Origin of the sequence: Rhodococcus sp. IEGM 1370, from assembly GCF_033142325.1 — a bacterium.
In the GTDB taxonomy this organism is placed as follows: Bacteria; Actinomycetota; Actinomycetes; order Mycobacteriales; family Mycobacteriaceae; genus Rhodococcoides.
Genome location: NZ_JAWLRY010000019.1, coordinates 47,119 through 65,570, shown reverse-complemented (window position 1 = coordinate 65,570; position 18,452 = coordinate 47,119). Strand labels below are relative to the sequence as shown.

14 protein-coding genes are annotated in these 18,452 nt (G+C 65.9%); 4 read left to right on the top strand and 10 right to left on the bottom strand.

What is annotated here, in order from left to right:
* Window positions 1-95: 95 nt before the first annotated feature.
* The 8 genes from R4P47_RS20145 to R4P47_RS20110 form a co-directional block, all read right to left on the bottom strand.
* On the bottom strand, window positions 96-3,449 hold the full coding sequence (locus R4P47_RS20145) for a translation initiation factor IF-2 N-terminal domain-containing protein (RefSeq protein WP_317785556.1): 3,354 nt from the start codon (window positions 3,447-3,449) through the stop codon (window positions 96-98).
* A gap of 573 nt (window positions 3,450-4,022) precedes the next feature.
* Window positions 4,023-4,436 carry a nucleoside-diphosphate kinase gene (gene ndk, locus R4P47_RS20140; protein WP_032394582.1) on the bottom strand — a complete coding sequence of 138 codons (414 nt, stop codon included), beginning with the start codon at window positions 4,434-4,436 and terminating at the stop codon, window positions 4,023-4,025.
* 69 nt (window positions 4,437-4,505) lie between these two features.
* Window positions 4,506-4,895 carry a DUF4233 domain-containing protein gene (locus tag R4P47_RS20135; RefSeq protein ID WP_094670662.1) on the bottom strand — a complete coding sequence of 130 codons (390 nt, stop codon included), beginning with the start codon at window positions 4,893-4,895 and terminating at the stop codon, window positions 4,506-4,508.
* Entirely contained in the window at window positions 4,892-6,322 is a 1,431-nt protein-coding gene (folC, locus tag R4P47_RS20130; RefSeq protein WP_149406234.1) for a bifunctional tetrahydrofolate synthase/dihydrofolate synthase, read from the bottom strand. Before folC ends, R4P47_RS20135 begins: the two co-directional genes overlap by 4 nt.
* Window positions 6,323-8,998, bottom strand: a complete 2,676-nt coding sequence (locus tag R4P47_RS20125) for a valine--tRNA ligase (protein ID WP_317785555.1) — start codon at window positions 8,996-8,998, stop codon at window positions 6,323-6,325.
* 9 nt (window positions 8,999-9,007) lie between these two features.
* Complete coding sequence (locus R4P47_RS20120) at window positions 9,008-10,999, bottom strand: prolyl oligopeptidase family serine peptidase (protein WP_317785554.1); 1,992 nt, start codon at window positions 10,997-10,999, stop codon at window positions 9,008-9,010.
* 127 nt (window positions 11,000-11,126) lie between these two features.
* Window positions 11,127-11,912, bottom strand: coding sequence for a SigB/SigF/SigG family RNA polymerase sigma factor (locus R4P47_RS20115; RefSeq protein WP_037193137.1), 786 nt, complete (start codon window positions 11,910-11,912; stop codon window positions 11,127-11,129).
* Window positions 11,912-12,343, bottom strand: coding sequence for an ATP-binding protein (locus R4P47_RS20110; protein WP_149406237.1), 432 nt, complete (start codon window positions 12,341-12,343; stop codon window positions 11,912-11,914). The genes R4P47_RS20115 and R4P47_RS20110 overlap by 1 nt, the downstream gene beginning before the upstream one ends.
* A 149-nt stretch (window positions 12,344-12,492) precedes the next feature.
* Between R4P47_RS20110 and malQ the strand changes: the two genes are divergently transcribed.
* Both malQ and fdhD read left to right on the top strand, forming a co-directional pair.
* Window positions 12,493-14,700, top strand: a complete 2,208-nt coding sequence (gene malQ, locus R4P47_RS20105; protein WP_188078680.1) for a 4-alpha-glucanotransferase — start codon at window positions 12,493-12,495, stop codon at window positions 14,698-14,700.
* A 34-nt stretch (window positions 14,701-14,734) separates the two neighbouring features.
* Window positions 14,735-15,574 (top strand): formate dehydrogenase accessory sulfurtransferase FdhD, encoded by an 840-nt coding sequence (gene fdhD, locus R4P47_RS20100; protein ID WP_149406238.1) that lies wholly within the window; start codon window positions 14,735-14,737, stop codon window positions 15,572-15,574.
* Here the strand turns inward: fdhD and R4P47_RS20095 are convergent.
* Both R4P47_RS20095 and R4P47_RS20090 read right to left on the bottom strand, forming a co-directional pair.
* Window positions 15,557-16,240 (bottom strand): CoA transferase subunit B, encoded by a 684-nt coding sequence (locus R4P47_RS20095; RefSeq protein ID WP_317532792.1) that lies wholly within the window; start codon window positions 16,238-16,240, stop codon window positions 15,557-15,559. The two genes, fdhD and R4P47_RS20095, sit on opposite strands and share 18 nt — an antisense overlap.
* Window positions 16,237-16,986: a CoA transferase subunit A gene (locus tag R4P47_RS20090; protein WP_179272194.1), complete on the bottom strand. Its 750-nt coding sequence runs from the start codon at window positions 16,984-16,986 to the stop codon at window positions 16,237-16,239. The genes R4P47_RS20095 and R4P47_RS20090 overlap by 4 nt, the downstream gene beginning before the upstream one ends.
* Before the next feature lie 109 nt (window positions 16,987-17,095).
* Between R4P47_RS20090 and pcaH the strand changes: the two genes are divergently transcribed.
* Complete coding sequence (gene pcaH / locus R4P47_RS20085) at window positions 17,096-17,812, top strand: protocatechuate 3,4-dioxygenase subunit beta (RefSeq protein WP_317785553.1); 717 nt, start codon at window positions 17,096-17,098, stop codon at window positions 17,810-17,812.
* The gene (pcaG, locus tag R4P47_RS20080; RefSeq protein WP_317532794.1) at window positions 17,805-18,443 is read left to right on the top strand and encodes a protocatechuate 3,4-dioxygenase subunit alpha; all 639 of its coding nucleotides are present in this window, start codon (window positions 17,805-17,807) and stop codon (window positions 18,441-18,443) included. The genes pcaH and pcaG overlap by 8 nt, the downstream gene beginning before the upstream one ends.
* The last annotated feature ends 9 nt before the right edge of the window (window positions 18,444-18,452 follow it).

Below are 18,452 nucleotides of genomic sequence, written 5' to 3'. Positions count from 1 at the left end.
TGCAAGGCCACTACGGCACAGCAGAACGGTGTCACCGGGAGCGACTTATCAAGGTTACGGCAGAGAGACGGCCAGGGTCAAACTGCCCCGCGCTGCTAGGCATCGATGTCCACCGGAGGCCCCGCAGGCCGCGCTGCTGCGCGCCGTCTACGAGGACGTGCCGCCTGCACCTCCACCGGCTCCACGGACTGCTCGGCCGCCGCCGTGAGCGGAGCCGCCGCCTCGTCGGGTGCCGTCCCCGCCTGGTCGGAGGCCGTGGCGTCCGCGGAGTCGTCCGCGACAGGAACGACGATCACCATGCCCGCGTCGGGCGCTGTGCCGGTCGGCGCGGCTGCCTTGCGCGCCACCCGCCGTCCGCGTCGAGCCTTCGGTGCCGCCGGCTCGACGGAAGGCTGGTCGGCCTCGGTCTCGGTGGCCGCATCGGCTCCCGTGACGTTCGTCTCCGCGTCGGCGACCGCAGCGGCCGCAACCTCCACATCGTCGGCGGAGACCACGGTCACCTCGGCGTCGCCGCCTGGAGCTTCGGGGGCCGGTGTCTCGACATCGGCGGGGCTGACGTCGGCCACCACGTCGTCGTGGTGCGCCGCCATGGCCAGTGCCACCGGATGCGCCCGCTTGATCGACGGATCGACCACGGGGTGTTCCTGACCGTCTGCCGCACCGGCACGATCGTTCGAGGAGGCCCGCTCGTTGCCGTCGGCCTTGTTGTCCTTGCCACGACGACGCCTGCTGCTGGTTCCCGAGTTGCCCGATTCCGAACGCGACGAGTTCGACCGACCGCCGTCGTTGTCCGGCTTGGCGTCGATGGGGAACGGGTGCACGACGATGCCACGACCCTGGCAGTGCTCACACGTGGTGGAGAACGCCTCGACGAGCCCCGTGCCGAGCTTCTTGCGAGTCATCTGCACCAGACCGAGCGAGGTCACCTCGGAGACCTGGTGGCGAGTCCGGTCGCGTCCGAGGGACTCGGTGAGTCGTCGGAGTACGAGATCGCGGTTGGACTCGAGCACCATGTCGATGAAGTCGACGACGATCATGCCGCCGATGTCTCGCAGCCGCATCTGGCGCACGACTTCCTCGGCGGCCTCGATGTTGTTCCGAGTGACCGTCTCTTCGAGATTGCCTCCCGAGCCGGTGAACTTGCCGGTGTTGACGTCGACGACGGTCATCGCCTCGGTGCGATCGATCACCAGGGTGCCGCCGGACGGCAGCCAGACCTTGCGATCGAGGGCCTTGGCCAGCTGCTCGTCGATGCGGTGCGCGGCGAAGACGTCGACGGAACTGCCGTCGGCCTCGTATCGGTGCAGCCGCTCCATCATGTCGGGGGCCACGGTCTCGACGTAGTTCGACGTCGTCGTCCACGCCTTGTCGCCCTCGATGACGAGCTTGGAGAAGTCCTCGTTGAACAGGTCACGGATGACCTTGACGAGCATGTCGGGCTCTTCGTACAGCGTCTGTGGTTGCACGCCCTTGCCGGTTTCGGCGTTGGCCGAGCGTTCTTCGATGCTGGCCCACTGCGCCTGCAGGCGAGTCACGTCGCGTGCGAGCTCTTCTTCGCTGACGCCCTCCGCTGCGGTGCGGATGATGACGCCGGCCTCGGGAGGCACGATGTCGCGGAGGATCTCCTTGAGACGCTTGCGCTCGGTGTCGGGCAGCTTGCGGCTGATGCCGGTGGAACTTCCACCGGGCACGTAGACGAGGAATCGACCCGCGAGCGACAGCTGCGTGGTCAGGCGAGCACCCTTGTGCCCCACCGGGTCCTTGCTGACCTGGACGAGAACCTGATCGCCGGGCTTGAGCGCCTGCTCGATCTTCCGTGAGTTTCCGCCCAACCCCGCAGCGTCCCAGTTGACCTCGCCCGCGTACAGCACGCCGTTGCGGCCACGCCCGATGTCGATGAAGGCTGCTTCCATACTGGGCAGCACGTTCTGCACGCGGCCCAGGTAGACGTTGCCGACCATCGACGCGGTGGCACTGCTGGTGACGAAGTGCTCGACGAGCACACCGTCTTCGAGCACGGCAACCTGAGTGGTCAGCGGGTGATCCGGAGTTGCCTTCTCACGCACGACCATGACGCGGTCGACGGATTCGCGGCGAGCCAGGAACTCGGACTCGGTGAGGATCGGCGGCCGACGACGACCGGCATCGCGCCCGTCGCGGCGGCGCTGGCGCTTGGCCTCGAGACGCGTCGAGCCCGTGATTCCCTGGACCTCGTCCCGGGGTGCCCGGCTCTTGTTGCGCGGCTCGCGCTCGTGCACGACGGTGTTGGGCGGATCGTCCTCGGACGACGCGCCCTCGGCAGCGGCCTCTGCTCCGGTCTTGCGCCGGCGACGGCGTCGACGACGACGGCTCGAGCCGTCTCCGTCCGAACCGCCGTTGTCGGAGTCGTCGTAATTGTCCTGGGCACCCGAATCGGACTCGTCGTCGCCGTCCTCGGCCGAGGAGTCCGCGGTGCGCGTGTCGTCGGAGGAATCCGTCGAATCGGAGTTCTGCCGGTCCGAGGTACGGCTGCGAGTGCGCGATCGACGCGAGCGTCGTCCCGAGTTCGACTGCTGCTCGTCACTCGACGAGGACTCGTCCGAGTCGGAATCGGTCGATTCTGTGTCGGCCGAATCGGTGGTCTCCGAGTCGCCGTCGGAATCGTCTTCGGAATTGTCGTCGTTCGACTCGTCCGAGGACTGCTCGCCGCGGCCGCGGCCGCGACCACGGCGGCCACGGCGGCGGCGTCGAGGCTGAGATTGATCGTCGTCCCCGTCACCGTCGGTCGCCCCCTCGGCAGCGGTCGACTCGTCGGCCTCGGAAGAGGACCGGTCGGTCGAGACTGCAGAGGTCTCGGGTGCAGAGGTCTCGGGTGCAGCGGTCTCCGACGTCACCGCGGACTCACTGCCGTCGGTGTCCGCGCTGGTGTCGGTGCTGGCGACCTCGTCCTTGGGCGCTGCCTTGCGGCTGCGGCGACGGCGCGCCGGGGGCTCCGCCGGTGACTCCGCCGATTCCGTCGCTGGGGCGTCCACGGCTGCGGGCTGCAGAAACAGCGGGGTGGCGAACGTCGTCGCGGTGGGCTGGTCGGTCGTTGCCGCGGACCGATCGGCCTCCGGCTCCGGAGCGGGCGCGCTGGTGAACAGCTGCGGCTCGGACCACGGGGCCTCGACGGCGGGTGCGTCGACGGGTTCCTCCGCAACCGGCTCCGGCTGCGCGGCAGTCGACGACTCGACTGTCTGCCCGGTGGGCGCTGTGGGCGCGTTGACCGAGTCACGAACGGACTCAGCGACGTCACGGCTCAGGCTCGACTGTGCACTGCGCGCTTCGATACCGAGCTCACCGAGGGTGACCAGCAACTGCTTGCTGGTGACGCCCAGAATCTTTGCCAGAGCGTGCACGCGCAGCCTGGTCGGCAGCTCGATCGTGTCGGGTTGCGCCGACGACACCGCGTCGGTTTCCACAGACGACACCGTGCCGGGAGGCTCCGTACGACCTGCGTTTGCGTTCTGTACATCTTCGGGCGGGCTTTGATCGGCCACGTAGTCTCCTCGGGCCCCCGGGCGCGTCCATCCGACTTCGGGTGTGACGCGGCCACGCGAGGGCAATCCTTGTGTACTCACGTCGGGTTGGACGTCAGCTGTTCGGTCTCGCTCCGCACCCGAGCCGATGACCACTTCGTAGTTCTCGGTGGTCGACGACAGCGTGTGCGGTGCCTGGCTGGATGGTGGTGTACCGGCGATCCGAGCGCCTGATCATCAAGCAAGAACGCGAACGAGCCTGTCTCTCGTTCGAGCATCTGCGATGACGGGCAGCGGATAGACGACAGTCATCCGATCGATACACCACACCGGACTAGCGAACTTCGGTGAAGCCTTGGCTTCGGGTGGAGCGTGAAACCTGTACGTACTGGTGCAGTGAAGTCGATCTGTTGTCGAGTATCCCACACGCTGTGATGCGTACTCGCCACGCCGCACCGTTCGGGTTCCGAGCGGATGCGGCGTGGCCGGAAGGAAGTGCTGCTTTTCGTGTCGAAGGCGGAACGGTCAGGCGAGGCCGGGGAACCAGAGTGCGATCTCGCGCTCGGCCGATTCCACGGAATCCGATCCGTGCACCAGATTCTGCTGACCGTCGAGGGCGAGGTCACCACGGATGGTGCCGGGAACCGCCTTGGCGACGGGGTCGGTGCCGCCTGCGATCTGGCGGAACGCAGCGATGGCGCGGGGGCCTTCGAGAACTGCGGCCACCACCGGTCCGGACGTGATGAACTCGAGCAGCTCGGGGAAGAACGGCTTGCTCTCGTGCTCCGCATAGTGAGCCGAGGCCAGTTCGCGGGAGACGGTCTTGAGCTCGAGTGCGACGATGCTCAGACCCTTCTTCTCCACGCGGCCGAGGATCTCTCCTACGTAACGCCGGGCAACTCCGTCGGGCTTGATCAGTACAAGGGTGCGGTCGGTCACGTCGAGAACAGTAATGGAACACAGCGATGCGGCGCGCGCCGCATCGCCGAAACCGACAGGTTTCCCCTGTCAGTCGCGTTGCCCCGGCAGCATCCCACGTCGGATTCGCTCGGTGATGTCACGGCGCAGGTACAGCAGATACAGCCACACGGCGATGAAGATCAGGCCGACGATGCCGATGGACAGATGGAACACCGTTCCGAACAGAACGAACACTTGCAGAATCAGATTGAACTTCATCGCCCAGGGCTCACCCTGCTTGCCGGCGCCTGCGATCATCGCGACCGCGAGGAGAACGATGTACGTGGTCGAAAACCACGTTGCACCGCCGCCCACGACGGCCACCACAGGCAGCGAGAGCAGAACGACGATGGCTTCGAGTACCAACGTTCCTGCACAGACACCGCGGAACCCCTTCCACGGATCGTTCGTGGGTGGTCTGAACTCTGTCTCGCTCACGCGGGGTCCTTTCCGAACAGAGTGCGGGCTGCACCGACGGTCACCACGGATCCGGTCACCACGACTCCGGCACCGGACACGGCCTCACCCGGCTCGGCAACTTCCTCGGCCAACCCGATCGCCGTTTCCAGCGCATCGGGCAGGGTCGACGCCACCACGACGCGTTCGTCGCCGAATTTGGCCACCGCGATGTCGGCCAACGCGTCCACGTCCATCGCCCGCGCCGACCCGTTGTGGGTGACGACGATGTCGTCGAACACCGGCTCCAGCGCGTCGAGGATTGCACCGACATCCTTGTCCGCCATGACACTGACGACGCCGACGAGTTTGCGGAAATCGAATTCGTCGGTGAGGGCAGCGGCGAGCGCTGCTGCCCCGTGCGGGTTGTGCGCGGCATCGAGAAACACCGTCGGGGCGTTGCGCACCCGCTCGAGTCGACCCGGATTGACCATCGTTGCGAACGCGCCGCGCACGGTGTCCTGATCGAGTTGACGATCCGGACCCGCACCGAAGAAGGCCTCCACCGCCGCGAGTGCGAGTGAGGCATTGTGCGCCTGATGCTCGCCGTGCAGGGGAAGGAAGACGTCGGTGTACACCCCGCCGAGCCCCTGCAGTTCCAGTTGCTGGCCTCCCACGGCGATCTGCCTGCCGAGGACGGTGAATTCCGATCCGGCTCGGGCCACCGCAGCGTCCGCCTGTACCGCCGCCCTCAGCAGGACCTCGGACACCTCGGGCTGCTGCTTCGCCAGAATCGCGACGGTATCGCGCGGCACCAGCGATTCCGGTGCCTTCTTGATGATCCCCGCCTTCTCTCCCGCGATCGTCGCGAGATCGTCGCCGAGGAACTCGACGTGATCGAGGCCGATCGGGGTGATGACGGCAACCTCGCCGTCGACGACGTTGGTGGCGTCCCAACGCCCGCCGAGTCCGACCTCGATGACGGCAACCTCGACCGGGGCCTCGGCGAACGCCGCGAACGCCATGGCCGTGACCACCTCGAACTTGCTCATGCGGGGTCCGCCCGCAGCCTCGGACTGCGCGTCGATCATGTCCACGAACGGAGCGATCTCGTTGTAGGTGTCGACGTAGAGCCGCGGCGAGATGGGCCGGCCGTCGATGCTGATCCGCTCGGTCGCCATCTGCAGGTGCGGACTTGTGGTGCGGCCTGTGCGCCGATGGAACGCGGTGAGGAGCGCATCGATCATGCGGGTCACCGAGGTCTTGCCGTTCGTGCCCGCGACGTGAATCGACGGGTACGCCCTCTGCGGCGAGCCGAGCAGGTCCATCAGCGCCGAGATCCGAGCCGTCGACGGCTCGATCTTCGTTTCGGGCCAACGCTTGTCGAGCTCGGCCTCCACGAGTGCGAGCTCGGCCAGATCGACCGGGCTCGGCGGAGGCAGGGGCAGGGCCTCGTCGGATTCGGTCACTTAGGTTCCCATCGATTCGAGCCGCGCCGTGATGCGGGCGATCTCTTCGCCTGCGATCGTCTGGCGTGTTCTGATCTTGTCCACCACCGCATCCGGTGCCTTCGCGAGAAACGCTTCGTTGCCGAGCTTGCCGGTGGTCTGCGCAAGTTCCTTCTCCGCAGCCGCGAGATCCTTCACGAGTCGGGCCCGCTCAGCGACCAGGTCGACGGTGCCCGAGGTGTCGAGTTCGACGACCACGGTGGCCTTGCTCAGACGCACCTCGACCGACGCCGTCGCCGCGAAGTCCTCGGCCGGCTCGGTCAGTCGAGCCAGTGCGGTGACCGCCGAAATCTGCCCGTCCAGATCCGATTCGGAGACTCCGACGATGCGGGCCGCCACCTTCTGGGACGGCTTGAGTCCCTGATCACTGCGGAACCGGCGAATTTCGGTGATGAGTCGTTGCATGTCTTCGATGCGCTGTGCGGCAACAGAATCCAGCGAATCGGTGGAGGCAGTGGGCCACGCGGCGATCACCAGCGACTCGCCGCCGGTGAGCACCTTCCACAGCGTTTCGGTGACGAACGGAATCACCGGATGCAGCAATCGCAACAAGGCGTCGAGAACGTTGCCGAGTACCCCGCGCGTGGTGACGGCGATGGCGTCGTCGGCGAACTGCACCTTGGCGATCTCGAGGTACCAGTCGCAGACCTCGTCCCAGGCGAAGTGATAGAGCGCCTCGCAGGCCTTGCTGAACTCGTAACGGTCGAACGCCGAATCCACCTCTGCCCGAACCTGTTCGAGTCGGTCGAGGATCCAACGGTCGGCGTCGGTCAGCTCGGACCGCGACGGGAGATCTGCCGGTGCCGCGCCGTTCATCAACGCGAACTTCGTTGCGTTGAACAGCTTGTTGGCGAAGTTGCGCGAGGACTGCGCGTGATCCTCGCCGACCGACATGTCGGCACCGGGGTTCGCGCCGCGAGCGAGCGTGAAGCGCAGCGCGTCGGCACCGAAACGATCGACCCAGTCGAGAGGATCGATGCCGTTACCTCGCGACTTCGACATCTTCTTGCCGAACTGGTCCCGAATCAGGCCGTGCAGAAACACATCTCGGAACGGAACCTGCGGCCCCTGCTTGGCTGCGGTGATCGCGTCGTCCGCTCCGACGTAGGTGCCGAACATCATCATGCGGGCGACCCAGAAGAACAGGATGTCGTATCCGGTCACGAGAACACCGGTGGGATAGAACTTCTCGAGATCGGCCGTGGCGTCGGGCCACCCCATCGTCGAGAAGGGCCACAGCCCGGACGAGAACCAGGTGTCGAGGACGTCGGGATCCTGCTCCCAGCCCTCGGGTGGCGTCTCCCCCGGTCCGAGGCAGACGGTCTCGCCGTCGGGTCCGTACCAGATCGGAATCCGATGACCCCACCACAGCTGACGCGAGATGCACCAGTCGTGCATGTTGTCGACCCAGGCGAACCAGCGCGGTTCCTGACTCTTGGGATGAATGACGGTGTCGCCGTTACGCACTGCGTCACCGGCCGCCTTCGCCAGGGTGTCGACCTTGACCCACCACTGCAGCGACAGACGTGGCTCGATCGGCTCGCCGCTGCGCTCGGAGTGGCCGACGCTGTGCAGGTAGGGGCGCTTCTCGGCGACGACGCGGCCCTGCTCGGCGAGTGCTTCACGCACCTTCACGCGCGCCTCGAAGCGATCCATACCGTCGAATTGCGTTCCGGTATCGGTGATCCGGCCTGCCTTGTCCATGATCGAGGGCATCGGCAACGAGTGCCGCACGCCCATCTCGAAGTCGTTGGGATCGTGTGCCGGGGTGATCTTCACTGCGCCGGTGCCGAACTCGGGGTCCACGTAGTCGTCGGCGATGATCGGGATCTGCCGTCCGGTGAACGGGTGCTCGAGGGTGGTGCCGACGAGAGCCTTGTACCGTTCGTCGTCGGGGTGGACCGCGACTGCGGTGTCGCCGAGCATCGTTTCGACTCGGGTGGTCGCGACGATGACGTGTGGCTCGGCATCGTCGAGCGAGCCGTATCGCAGCGACACCAGTTCGCCGTCGACGTCCTCGAACTTGACCTCGATGTCGGAGATGGCGGTCTGCAGCACCGGCGACCAGTTGACCAGTCGCTCGGCGCGGTAGATCAAACCGTCGTCGAACATCCGCTTGAACATGGTCTGGACGGCCTCGGACAGGCCGTCGTCCATGGTGAAACGCTCTCGACTCCAGTCGACACCGTCGCCGATGCGTCGCATCTGCCCACCGATGGTTCCGCCGGATTCACGCTTCCAGTCCCAGACCTTGTCGATGAACGCCTCGCGTCCGAACTCTTCCTTGGTCTTTCCGTCGGCGGCGAGTTGTTTCTCCACGACGGTCTGCGTGGCGATACCCGCGTGGTCCATGCCCGGCAACCACAGCACCTCGTACCCGAGCATCCGCTTGCGACGACTGAGCGCGTCCATCAGCGTGTGGTCGAGAGCGTGGCCCATGTGCAGGCTGCCGGTGACGTTGGGCGGGGGCAGCACTATGGAATAGGGCGGCTTGCCGCTGGTCGCGTCGGCTTCGAAGTACCCGGCGTCGACCCAGGACCGGTACAGCTCCGCCTCGACCGCACTGGGATCCCAGCTCTTGGGCAGGTCGATCGAATCGGCGGGGTTCTCTGAGTGCTCTGGCGCTGAACTGGTCACCGGTCGATTCTAGTGGCCGAGGATTCGGGGCATCGACACCCTCTCGCCCAGCACGTGCTGGGCCAGGAATGCCAGCACCACCTCGTACCAGACCTTGGCGTGCTGAGGACTCAGAATCCAATGGTTCTCGGCCGGGAAGTAGAGAAAACGATGCTCGGTGTTGCCCTCGTCGTCGGCGGGCAGGCCGGATTCGCTGAGCAGTTCGTACCACAGCCGTAGGCCCTCGCCGATGGGCACGCGATAGTCCTTGTCGCCGTGGATCACCAGCATCGGCGTCGCGATGTCCGCGACGAACAGGTGTGGGGAGTTCTCGACCGCCATCTCCGGAGACATTTCCCGCGCCCAGTACCACGGCGCATCGGTCGTCGGGCCGAATTGATCGAGCGCCCAGAGGCTCGCATGGGTGACGATGGCGTCGAACCGATCGGTGTGTCCGGCGATCCAGTTGGCCATGTAGCCGCCGAAAGATCCGCCCATCGCCGCGGTGCGGTTCTCGTCGATCTCGGGTAGCGCGACCGCGACGTCGGTCAACGCCATCAGATCGGTGAACGGAGCTTTGCCCCACGCTCCCCAGCCGCGCTGTACGAACTCTTGGCCGTACCCGGTGGACAGCGCCGGGTCCGGCAGCAGCACGGCGTACCCGCGCGCGACCATCAGCCACGGATTCCACCGCCACGACCAGGTGTTCCACGAGCCGAGCGGGCCACCGTGAACCCACAGCAGCAGAGGTGCGGGTGCCGCGTCCGAGGCACCCTCGGGCAGTGCAAGCCAGCCGCGCACCCGAGCACCGTCGTCGACGACGGTGTCGATCTCGGTGAGAGTTCCGGGCACCGGACAGCGGTCGACGGAGGTGTCGAGGTCGTCGACGGTGCCGTCGGACAGGTCGATCGAGACCGGATGCGGGGCGGCCAGATACGACGCGGCGAGGGCCAGCACCCTGGTTCCGTCCGAGGACACGTGGACGTGGGTGTACGCGTCGTTCGTGTTCGTCAGCCGACGCGGCTCCGCGCCCACACGCACGACGAAGATCGGGGACCGGCCGTCGTCGTCCGCGGTGACCAGTACCCCCGACCCGTCCGGCAGCCACACCGGGTCGATCGGCCACCGATCCCAGCCGGGAGCGAGATCGACGACCGAAGCAGACTCGAAATCGTAGCGCTGCAGCGTCATTCGAGGCGCGTCCTCGGGAGTGGAGAGCGATTCACGCACGAACACCACGGACGCTCCGTCCGGCGAGATCGCAGGTGCGCCCAGGTCGGCATCGACGTCGTCGACGATCGTCGTACGCTCCCCCGTCGCGGTGTCGATACGCACCAGCACCGTCCGCACGGTCGCCAGAGCGCCGGGGACGGACCAGGTGGACACGACGAACGAACCGTCGGCACCGACATCGAAGGCCGCTTCGTGCAACGCTCCGGCCGCATCCGACGTCAGATCGCGCAGTCCGGTCGAACCGTCCGACGATCCCGCGAACAGGTGCGGCGTCGCAGGCCCCAGATCGTGATCCCAGAAACGCACCGGAACTCCGGTGTGCAGAATTGCATCCACCTTGTTCGCCTTGCGCTCGGTGCGCAGGGCGTCGTCGTCCTCATCGGTGCTCGACGATCCGAACACCGGCGAGAGCCCGACGAGCCCGAATCCGGAACGGGCGGTCACGACCTCGCTCAGACCGGCGGACCTGGTCTCGAGAACGCGCGCCTCACCGCCCGAGGCAGGCAGAATCCACAGCCGAGCCGGATCGTCCTTGCTCGATGTGCGAGAGAACAACAGATCGCCCGCCGAGGTGAACACCGGAGCACTTTCACCCCACTCGCCGTGGGTGATGCGCCGGGCGGGCGAACCGCCGTCGACATCGATCTCCCACAACGACGTTCGGTACTCGGTCCGCGAATCGTCCAGTGCGGCAACCACGACCACCGCCCGCGAGAAATCGTGCGATGCCGCCAGGCCCGTGACCCTACGGGCTCCGATGTACTCGTCGACGTCGTCGTACACACTCATCCAGCGAGCCTAGCCGCCCATCTCTGGGTCATTCCGCAGGCTCCACTCCCGCCCCCCAGGGTCATTCCGCAGGCTCCACTTCCGCCCCCCAGGGTCATTCCGCAGGCTCCACTCCCGCCGCCCGCCCTCAGTCCTCGCCGAGGTCCTCACGCAGCTGAGCGAGCGTGCGAGCCAGGATTCGCGAGACGTGCATCTGCGAAATCCCCACCTTCTCCGCGATCTGAGTCTGGGTCATCGACCCGAAGAATCGGAGCACGACGATTCGACGCTCACGCTCGGGCAACTTCTCGAGTGCAGGCCGCACCGCGAGGTAGCTCTCCATCTTCTCGAGTTCGGGATCATCGGCACCGAGGGTGTCCATCAGCGGCAACCGATCCTCGCTGACCACCGAGTCGACCGAAACGGTCTGATACGCGCTGCGCGCAAGCAAAGCCTGCGAGGCTTCCTTGACGTCGATCCCCAGCTCGGCCGCGATCTCGCTGGCGGTCGGAGCTCGGCCGAGCTTCTGCGACAGCGATCCCACAGCCTGGGAGATCATCGAGTTCAGTTCCTTCATGCGCCGCGGCACTCGAACCGACCATCCGGCGTCGCGGAAGTAGCGGCGAGCTTCGCCCATGATCGTGGGCACCGCGAACGACACGAAATCCGAACCGCGTTCTATGTCGAATCGGTCGACCGCGTTCACCAGACCGAGACGTGAGACCTGCAGCAGGTCCTCGTGTGCTTCGCCGCGGCCGCCGAAGCGGCGTGCGATGTGTTCTGCGAGAGGCAGGCAGCGGGTGATGATGCGATCGCGCAGCACTCGGCGCTGCGGTGAATTCTCGTCGAGCGCCTGCATCTGCTGGATCAGTGCGACAACGTCGCTGTAATCGTCGGACTCTCGCCGTGTGCTTCGTTCGTGCGGCACAGGCACTAGACCTTGCTCCTCCGCTTGACCACGTCGATCGCGACCGTGTGACCGGCCTCGCCCTCGACGGCGTCGTCGGCGCGCAACTCGATGGCGTCGGTCAGCGTCTGCAACACGTGCCAGCCGAAACTGTCCTTCTTCGGCACGGATGTGGAGGTCAACGTGGAGGTGACGACGATCCGGATTCCGGAGTCGCTCACCGCGAACGTGCACGAGAGCTCTGCATCGGTGACCGAGCCCTTGATCAACTGCGAACACACCTCGTCCACGACCAACTTGACGTCGGCGATGTCGTCGAGCGTGAAGTCGCTGAGCACTGCGAGTGTTTCGGCGACTGCACGGACCACCGGAAGCTGGTCGGCCTCGGCGCGCACCCTCAGCTCGACCGGTGCACCGGAACCTCGCTCCAGTTCTTCGATCTTGCTGACCCCAGCCATCCGCACTTCCTATCGTCGCCGAGCAGTCGTTTTACCGTTCGCCGACCCAGACTACCCAGCGCGGCGTGTTTCAATCCTGGCAGTCGAGCAACCGGACCCGCCCGTCGTTCGGATCGGAGCGGTGGCCGGTGAACGAAGGCCCGGCCGGCATGACGCGGGCGCGGCGAACTGGCACGATCATCGGTGTGGACTACTCGCAGGCACTTCGCTCTCTCGCCCGACGTCTCGGCACATCGACCTCGTACCGAGGCTGGGACGACACCGAACACGAAGTGAGCGACGACACCCTGCGTCAGGTGCTCGCCGCGCGCGGCTACGCGACCGAATCGACCGAGGACGTCGACCGAGCTCTGGCCGACATCGAGAACGCGCCGTGGCGGCGCCTGCTTCCGCCGGTGGTGGTGGCCACACAGGGCACCGACGCCGTGGTGTGGGTCCATGTGCCACACGGCAATCCGGTCGAGGTCTCGATGGTCTCCGAGGACGGCGAGACCATCGAGGTGACCCAGGCCGACATCTGGGTCGATCCCCGTGAGGTCGACGGCCGCCTCATCGGTCGTGCCACGTTCGTCGTTCCGAGCAGTGCACCGCTCGGTTGGCACAGCCTGACCGCGACGACGATCAGCGAGGACAACACGGTCCGGACGTCGGACACGGTCGTGGTCGTCACTCCGAAGTCGTTGTCACCCAACGCAGAACTGGCAGATCGGCAGCGGACGGGCTTGCTCACCCAGCTGTATTCGGTGCGATCGAGACGATCATGGGGAATCGGTGATCTCGGTGATCTCGAGGACATGGCCGACATCGTCGGCCGCGAGCACGGCTTCGACTATCTCCTCGTCAATCCGCTGCACGCCGACCGACCCACCACACCGGTCGAGGCGTCGCCCTATCTGCCGACCACCCGCCGGTTCTTCAACTCGCTCTACATCCGAGTGGAGAACATTCGTGAAACCGCGCTGCTGTCACCGGAACAGTTCGGCAAGGTCCGGAAAGCGGCGAAGCGGTTCGACAAGGCCAATAAGCGAACTGGAAAGCTGAACAGAGACTCGACCTTCACGGCGAAACTGCGTGCCCTGGAACGTGTTCACAAGGTGGAACGGAGCCCGGCGCGCGAATCCGCATTCCGCGCGTTCGTCGAACGCGAGGGTTCCGGACTGCGCGATTTCGCGGTGTGGAGCGCCCTGGCGGAGAAGTTCGGACCCGAGAATTCGGCCTGGACCGACAAGGCAGCACACCCGCGGACCGACTTCGTGCTCGAACAGCGCACCAAGCTCGCCGAGCGCATCGACTTCCACATGTGGCTGCAGTGGATCTGCGACGAGCAGTTGGCCGCCGCGCAACGCTCGGCACTCGATGCTGGGATGGACATCGGGATCATGCACGACCTCGCCGTGGGCGTGGCGCGCGGCGGAGCCGACGCCTGGGCGCTCGGTGACGTATTGGCGTCGGGAGTCACGGTGGGCGCGCCGCCGGACAACTTCAACCAGCAGGGCCAGAACTGGAACCAACCCCCGTGGGATCCGGACCGACTACGCGAACTGGCGTACGTCCCCTACCGCGACATGCTGCGCACGATCCTTCGTCATGCCGGCGGTATCCGCGTCGACCACATCCTGGGTCTGTTCCGCCTGTGGTGGATTCCGCAGGAGGCCGAGAATGCCGGCGGCGGAACGTATGTCGAGTACGACCACGAGGCGCTGATCGGTATCCTGGCCCTCGAGGCCGAGCGGGCAGGCGCGGTGGTGGTCGGCGAGGATCTCGGTGTCTTCGAGCCGATGGTGCAGGAGTACCTCACCGAGCGCGGCATCTTCGGCACCTCGATCCTGTGGTTCGAAGCGGACGAATCCGGGCCCATTGCACCCGAGGACTACCGCACCCTGTGCCTGACGTCGGTGACCACACACGATCTGCCCCCGACGGCCGGATACCTCGAGGGTGAACACATAGACCTGCGGTCCCGTCTCGGCCTGCTCGAACGAGACATCGAGGCCGAGAAGGACATCGACGCAGCCAAGCGCGAGGCAGTTCTCGACCTGGCGCGCGAGCGCGGATTGCTCGGTGCCGACGCCGACAACCACGAGACGGTGGAAGCTCTGCATCGCCTCGTCCAGCGCAGCCCGTCCCTGCTGATCGGTGTCGCTCTCGTCGACGCCGTCGGCGAACACCGAATTCAGAACCAGCCCGGTACCGACGAAACCCAGTACGAGAACTGGAAGATCCCGTTGGCCGACGCGAAAGGCAAGCGTGTGCTCGTCGACGACCTCGTCGATCACCCGCGCCTGGTCTCGTTGGTGAGCGCAATGGCCGACCGAGTCGACGGCCGAACAACACCGGGGTCCACAATCGAAGAATGAGTCACCCACGTCACCGCGAATCCGGCCGATACTGATGGGCCGCATCACCACCCGCAGGCCCGTTGTCCGACTCCGAGGTGAGCACCGCGTCGAACGTCCGGACACTCTCGTGGTGGAGGAGCCGCTCGAGTTGCGGGTGAACGGCGCAGCGCTGGCCGTCACCATGCGCACTCCCGGCCACGACGTCGAGCTCGTTCACGGCTTCCTGCTGACCGAGGGTGTGATCGCCTCGGGAGCCGACATCGCAGCGGCTCGCTACTGCGACGGAGTCGACGACGAGGGCGCGAACACCTACAACGTCCTCGATGTCACCCTGGCCGCGGGAGTCGCTCCGCCCGAGACCGGCGTCGAACGCAACTTCTACACGACGTCCTCGTGTGGGGTGTGCGGCAAGGGATCGTTGGACGCGATTCGCTTGCGCACCAAGCATTCCCCCGTGGCCGATTCCGTCGTCGTGACGTCGGACACTCTCACCGGGTTACCCGACACGTTGCGGGCTGCGCAGAAGGTCTTCGATGCGACCGGCGGCCTGCACGCCGCCGCCCTGTTCACTGCGGACGGCGAGATGCTCGTCCTGCGTGAGGATGTCGGACGCCACAATGCCGTCGACAAGGTCGTCGGCTGGGCGGTGACCAACGATCGAATTCCCCTGCAGGGCACGGTGCTGATGGTCAGCGGCCGCGCCTCGTTCGAGTTGGCCCAGAAGGCGGTGATGTCCGGAATACCGATTCTCGCGGCGGTCTCGGCCCCGTCCTCGCTGGCCGTCGACCTCGCGACCGAATCCGGTCTGACGGTCATCGGCTTCCTCCGCGGCCGGTCGATGAACATCTACTCCCACGCCGACCGCGTTCTCGTCTCAGACGGTAGTGCCTGAGTCGTTCCGCAGGCTCCACTCCTGACCGACGTCGACCAGTAGTTCGGCCGCGGTCGCGTTCCTGACCTCGTCCACGGACACACCCGGTGCGGTCTCGACGAGACGGAGACCGTTCTCGGTGACGTCGAGAACGGCCATGTCCGAGATGATCCTGTGTACGCAGCCCTTACCGGTCAGCGGCAGGGTGCACTGCTCCAGAATCTTCGGCTCGCCCTTGCGGGAGACGTGCTCCATCATCACGATGACGCGTCGCGCTCCGTGCACCAGATCCATCGCGCCACCCATGCCCTTGACCATGTGCCCGGGAATCATCCAGTTCGCCAGATCGCCGGTGGCACTGACCTGCATCGCCCCCAGAACGGCGACGTCGACCTGGCCGCCGCGGATCATTCCGAACGACTGCGCGGAATCGAAGTAGGACGCACCGGGAAGGACCGTGATCGTCTCCTTGCCCGCGTTGATGATCTCGGCGTCGAGTTCGTCCTCGGTGGGATACGGTCCGACGCCGAGCACTCCGTTCTCCGAATGCAGGATCACCGAGACGTCGTTGGGGATGTAGTTGGGCACGAGGGTCGGCATACCGATGCCGAGATTGACGTACTGACCGTCGCCGAGTTCCTGTGCCACCCGTGCCGCCATCTGTTCGCGGGTCATCTTCTCGCTCATGCTCGTACCGTCCTCTGCTCGATGCCGACCTCGACCGGTCCGACGTGGACCACCCGCTGTACGTGAATACCCGAGGTGTGCACCTCGTCGGGTCCGATCTCACCCGGCTCGACGAGATGCTCGACCTGCGCGATGGTGATGCGCCCCGACTCCGCCGCGGGCGGATTGAAGTTTCGCGCACTGGCGTGGAACACCAGGTTCCCGTGACGGTCCCCCTTCCACGCGTGCACGAGCGCATAATCTGCGACGATCCCGCGCTCCATCACGTAGGTGACGCCGTCGAACTCGCGTGTCTCCTTCGGCGGACTTGCCAGTGCGATTCCGCCGCTACCGTCGTAGCGCAGCGGCAATCCCCCGTCGGCGACCTGGGTGCCGACGCCTGCGGGGGTGAAGAACGCGGGGATCCCGGCGCCGCCTGCGCGCAGCCGCTCGGCGAGCGTGCCCTGCGGAGTGAGCTCGACTTCGAGTTCTCCGGACAGGTACTGCCGTGCGAATTCCTTGTTCGAGCCCACGTAGGAGCTGATGGTTCTCCGAATTCGGTGCTGCATCAACAGAACGCCGAGACCGAAGCCATCGGTTCCGCAGTTGTTGCTGATGGTCTCCAGATCTGTCGCACCCTGCGCGAGCACAGCGTCGATCAGTATTTCCGGCACTCCGACCAATCCGAATCCCCCGACGGCGATCGAGGACCCATCAGGGATGTCCGCTACGGCTTCGGTGGCGCTGGCCACGACTTTGTCCAACATGAGATGCACGCTACAGCACTCTGTGCGGAATATGAACAGTTTGCCACAATGCGAACACTTCGCTATTCTGGCTGTTGCGTAGATCACCCACAATCGTGAGGAACCGTCGATGCTTCATCTCCCGCCCGAGTACCGGGACCAATCGGGTGTCCATGCCCCACGCGACTTCCCCGAGTACCGGACCACCGCCCTTCGGCATCCGACACAGCCACTGACCCTGCTCCCCCAGCGACTCACCGAGATCACCGGACCGGTACTGGGCGAGGGCCGAGTCACCGCCGCCGACGCAGACCTCACCCTGGCGAATGACGGTGAGGCACAGGGGCAGCGGATCATCGTGCACGGCCGGGTACTCGACAGCGACGGCAAGGCGATTCCGAACACCCTCGTCGAGGTATGGCAGGCCAATGCAGGCGGTCGGTACCGGCACACCGGTGACCGGTGGCCCGCACCACTGGATCCACACTTCAACGGCACCGGTCGCGTTCTCACCGATGCCCAGGGCAGGTATCGCTTCACCACGATCAAGCCGGGCGCGTATCCGTGGGGCAATCACCACAACGCATGGCGGCCCGCTCACATTCATTTCTCCCTGTTCGGCCAGGCGTTCACCCAGCGCCTCGTGACACAGATGTACTTCCCGGACGACCCCATGTTCTTCCAGGATCCGATCTTCAACGCCGCCCCCGAGGACTCGCGGGCCCGAATGATCGGCGCGTTCGATTACGAGGCGACACAGGACAACTGGGCCCTCGGATTTCGATTCGACATCGTGCTCCGCGGCCGAAACGCCACCCCCTTCGAGGAAGACGACCACGATGACTGATCCCGAGTTCGCCCCGCGCTACCCCGTGGTCGCCGGAGCCGATTTCACCACCGCCTCCTTCGGGCAGACCCCCTCGCAGACCGTGGGCCCGTACGTGCACATCGGATTGTTGTGGCCCGACGGCGAAAACGTGGTGCCGCCGGGCACCGAAGGCGAGATCACCGTGTCGTTCACACTGATCGACGGAGCCCGAAACCCCATGTCCGACGCCATGATCGAGACCTGGCAGGCCGATGGCGACGGCCGGTTCGATCACCCCGACGATCCGCGTGGCGCGGTGCCGTCTCGCATCACGGGCTTTCGTGGCTTCGGGCGAGCGTTCGCCGACGAGACCGGAACGATGACGATCACGACGATCAAGCCGGGACCGCTTCCCGCCGAGAACGGTGCTGTGGAGGCACCGCACATCGACGTCGGGATCTTCGCCCGCGGGATGCTCGAGCGGGTCGTGACGCGGGTGTACTTTCCCGACGAGGCCGAGGCCAACGAGCTCGATCCGGTGTTGTCCGCCGTGCCGGAGCACAAGCGTGCCAGACTCGTCGCAGCACCGGTGCACGGTGGGTACCACCTCGACATCGTGCTGCAGAACACCGATCCGGACGGCGACGAGACTCCGTTCTTCGCGCTGTGACACACCGAT

Excerpts from the sequence above, each read along its gene's own strand:
- R4P47_RS20120 (WP_317785554.1), bottom strand. The coding sequence starts at position 10,999 with ATGAGTGTGTACGACGACGTCGACGAGTACATCGGAGCCCGTAGGGTC.
- R4P47_RS20110 (WP_149406237.1), bottom strand. The coding sequence starts at position 12,343 with ATGGCTGGGGTCAGCAAGATCGAAGAACTGGAGCGAGGTTCCGGTGCA.
- malQ (WP_188078680.1), top strand. The coding sequence starts at position 12,493 with ATGACGCGGGCGCGGCGAACTGGCACGATCATCGGTGTGGACTACTCG.
- fdhD (WP_149406238.1), top strand. The coding sequence starts at position 14,735 with ATGGGCCGCATCACCACCCGCAGGCCCGTTGTCCGACTCCGAGGTGAG.
- R4P47_RS20095 (WP_317532792.1), bottom strand. The coding sequence starts at position 16,240 with ATGAGCGAGAAGATGACCCGCGAACAGATGGCGGCACGGGTGGCACAG.
- R4P47_RS20090 (WP_179272194.1), bottom strand. The coding sequence starts at position 16,986 with ATGTTGGACAAAGTCGTGGCCAGCGCCACCGAAGCCGTAGCGGACATC.
- pcaH (WP_317785553.1), top strand. The coding sequence starts at position 17,096 with ATGCTTCATCTCCCGCCCGAGTACCGGGACCAATCGGGTGTCCATGCC.
- pcaG (WP_317532794.1), top strand. The coding sequence starts at position 17,805 with ATGACTGATCCCGAGTTCGCCCCGCGCTACCCCGTGGTCGCCGGAGCC.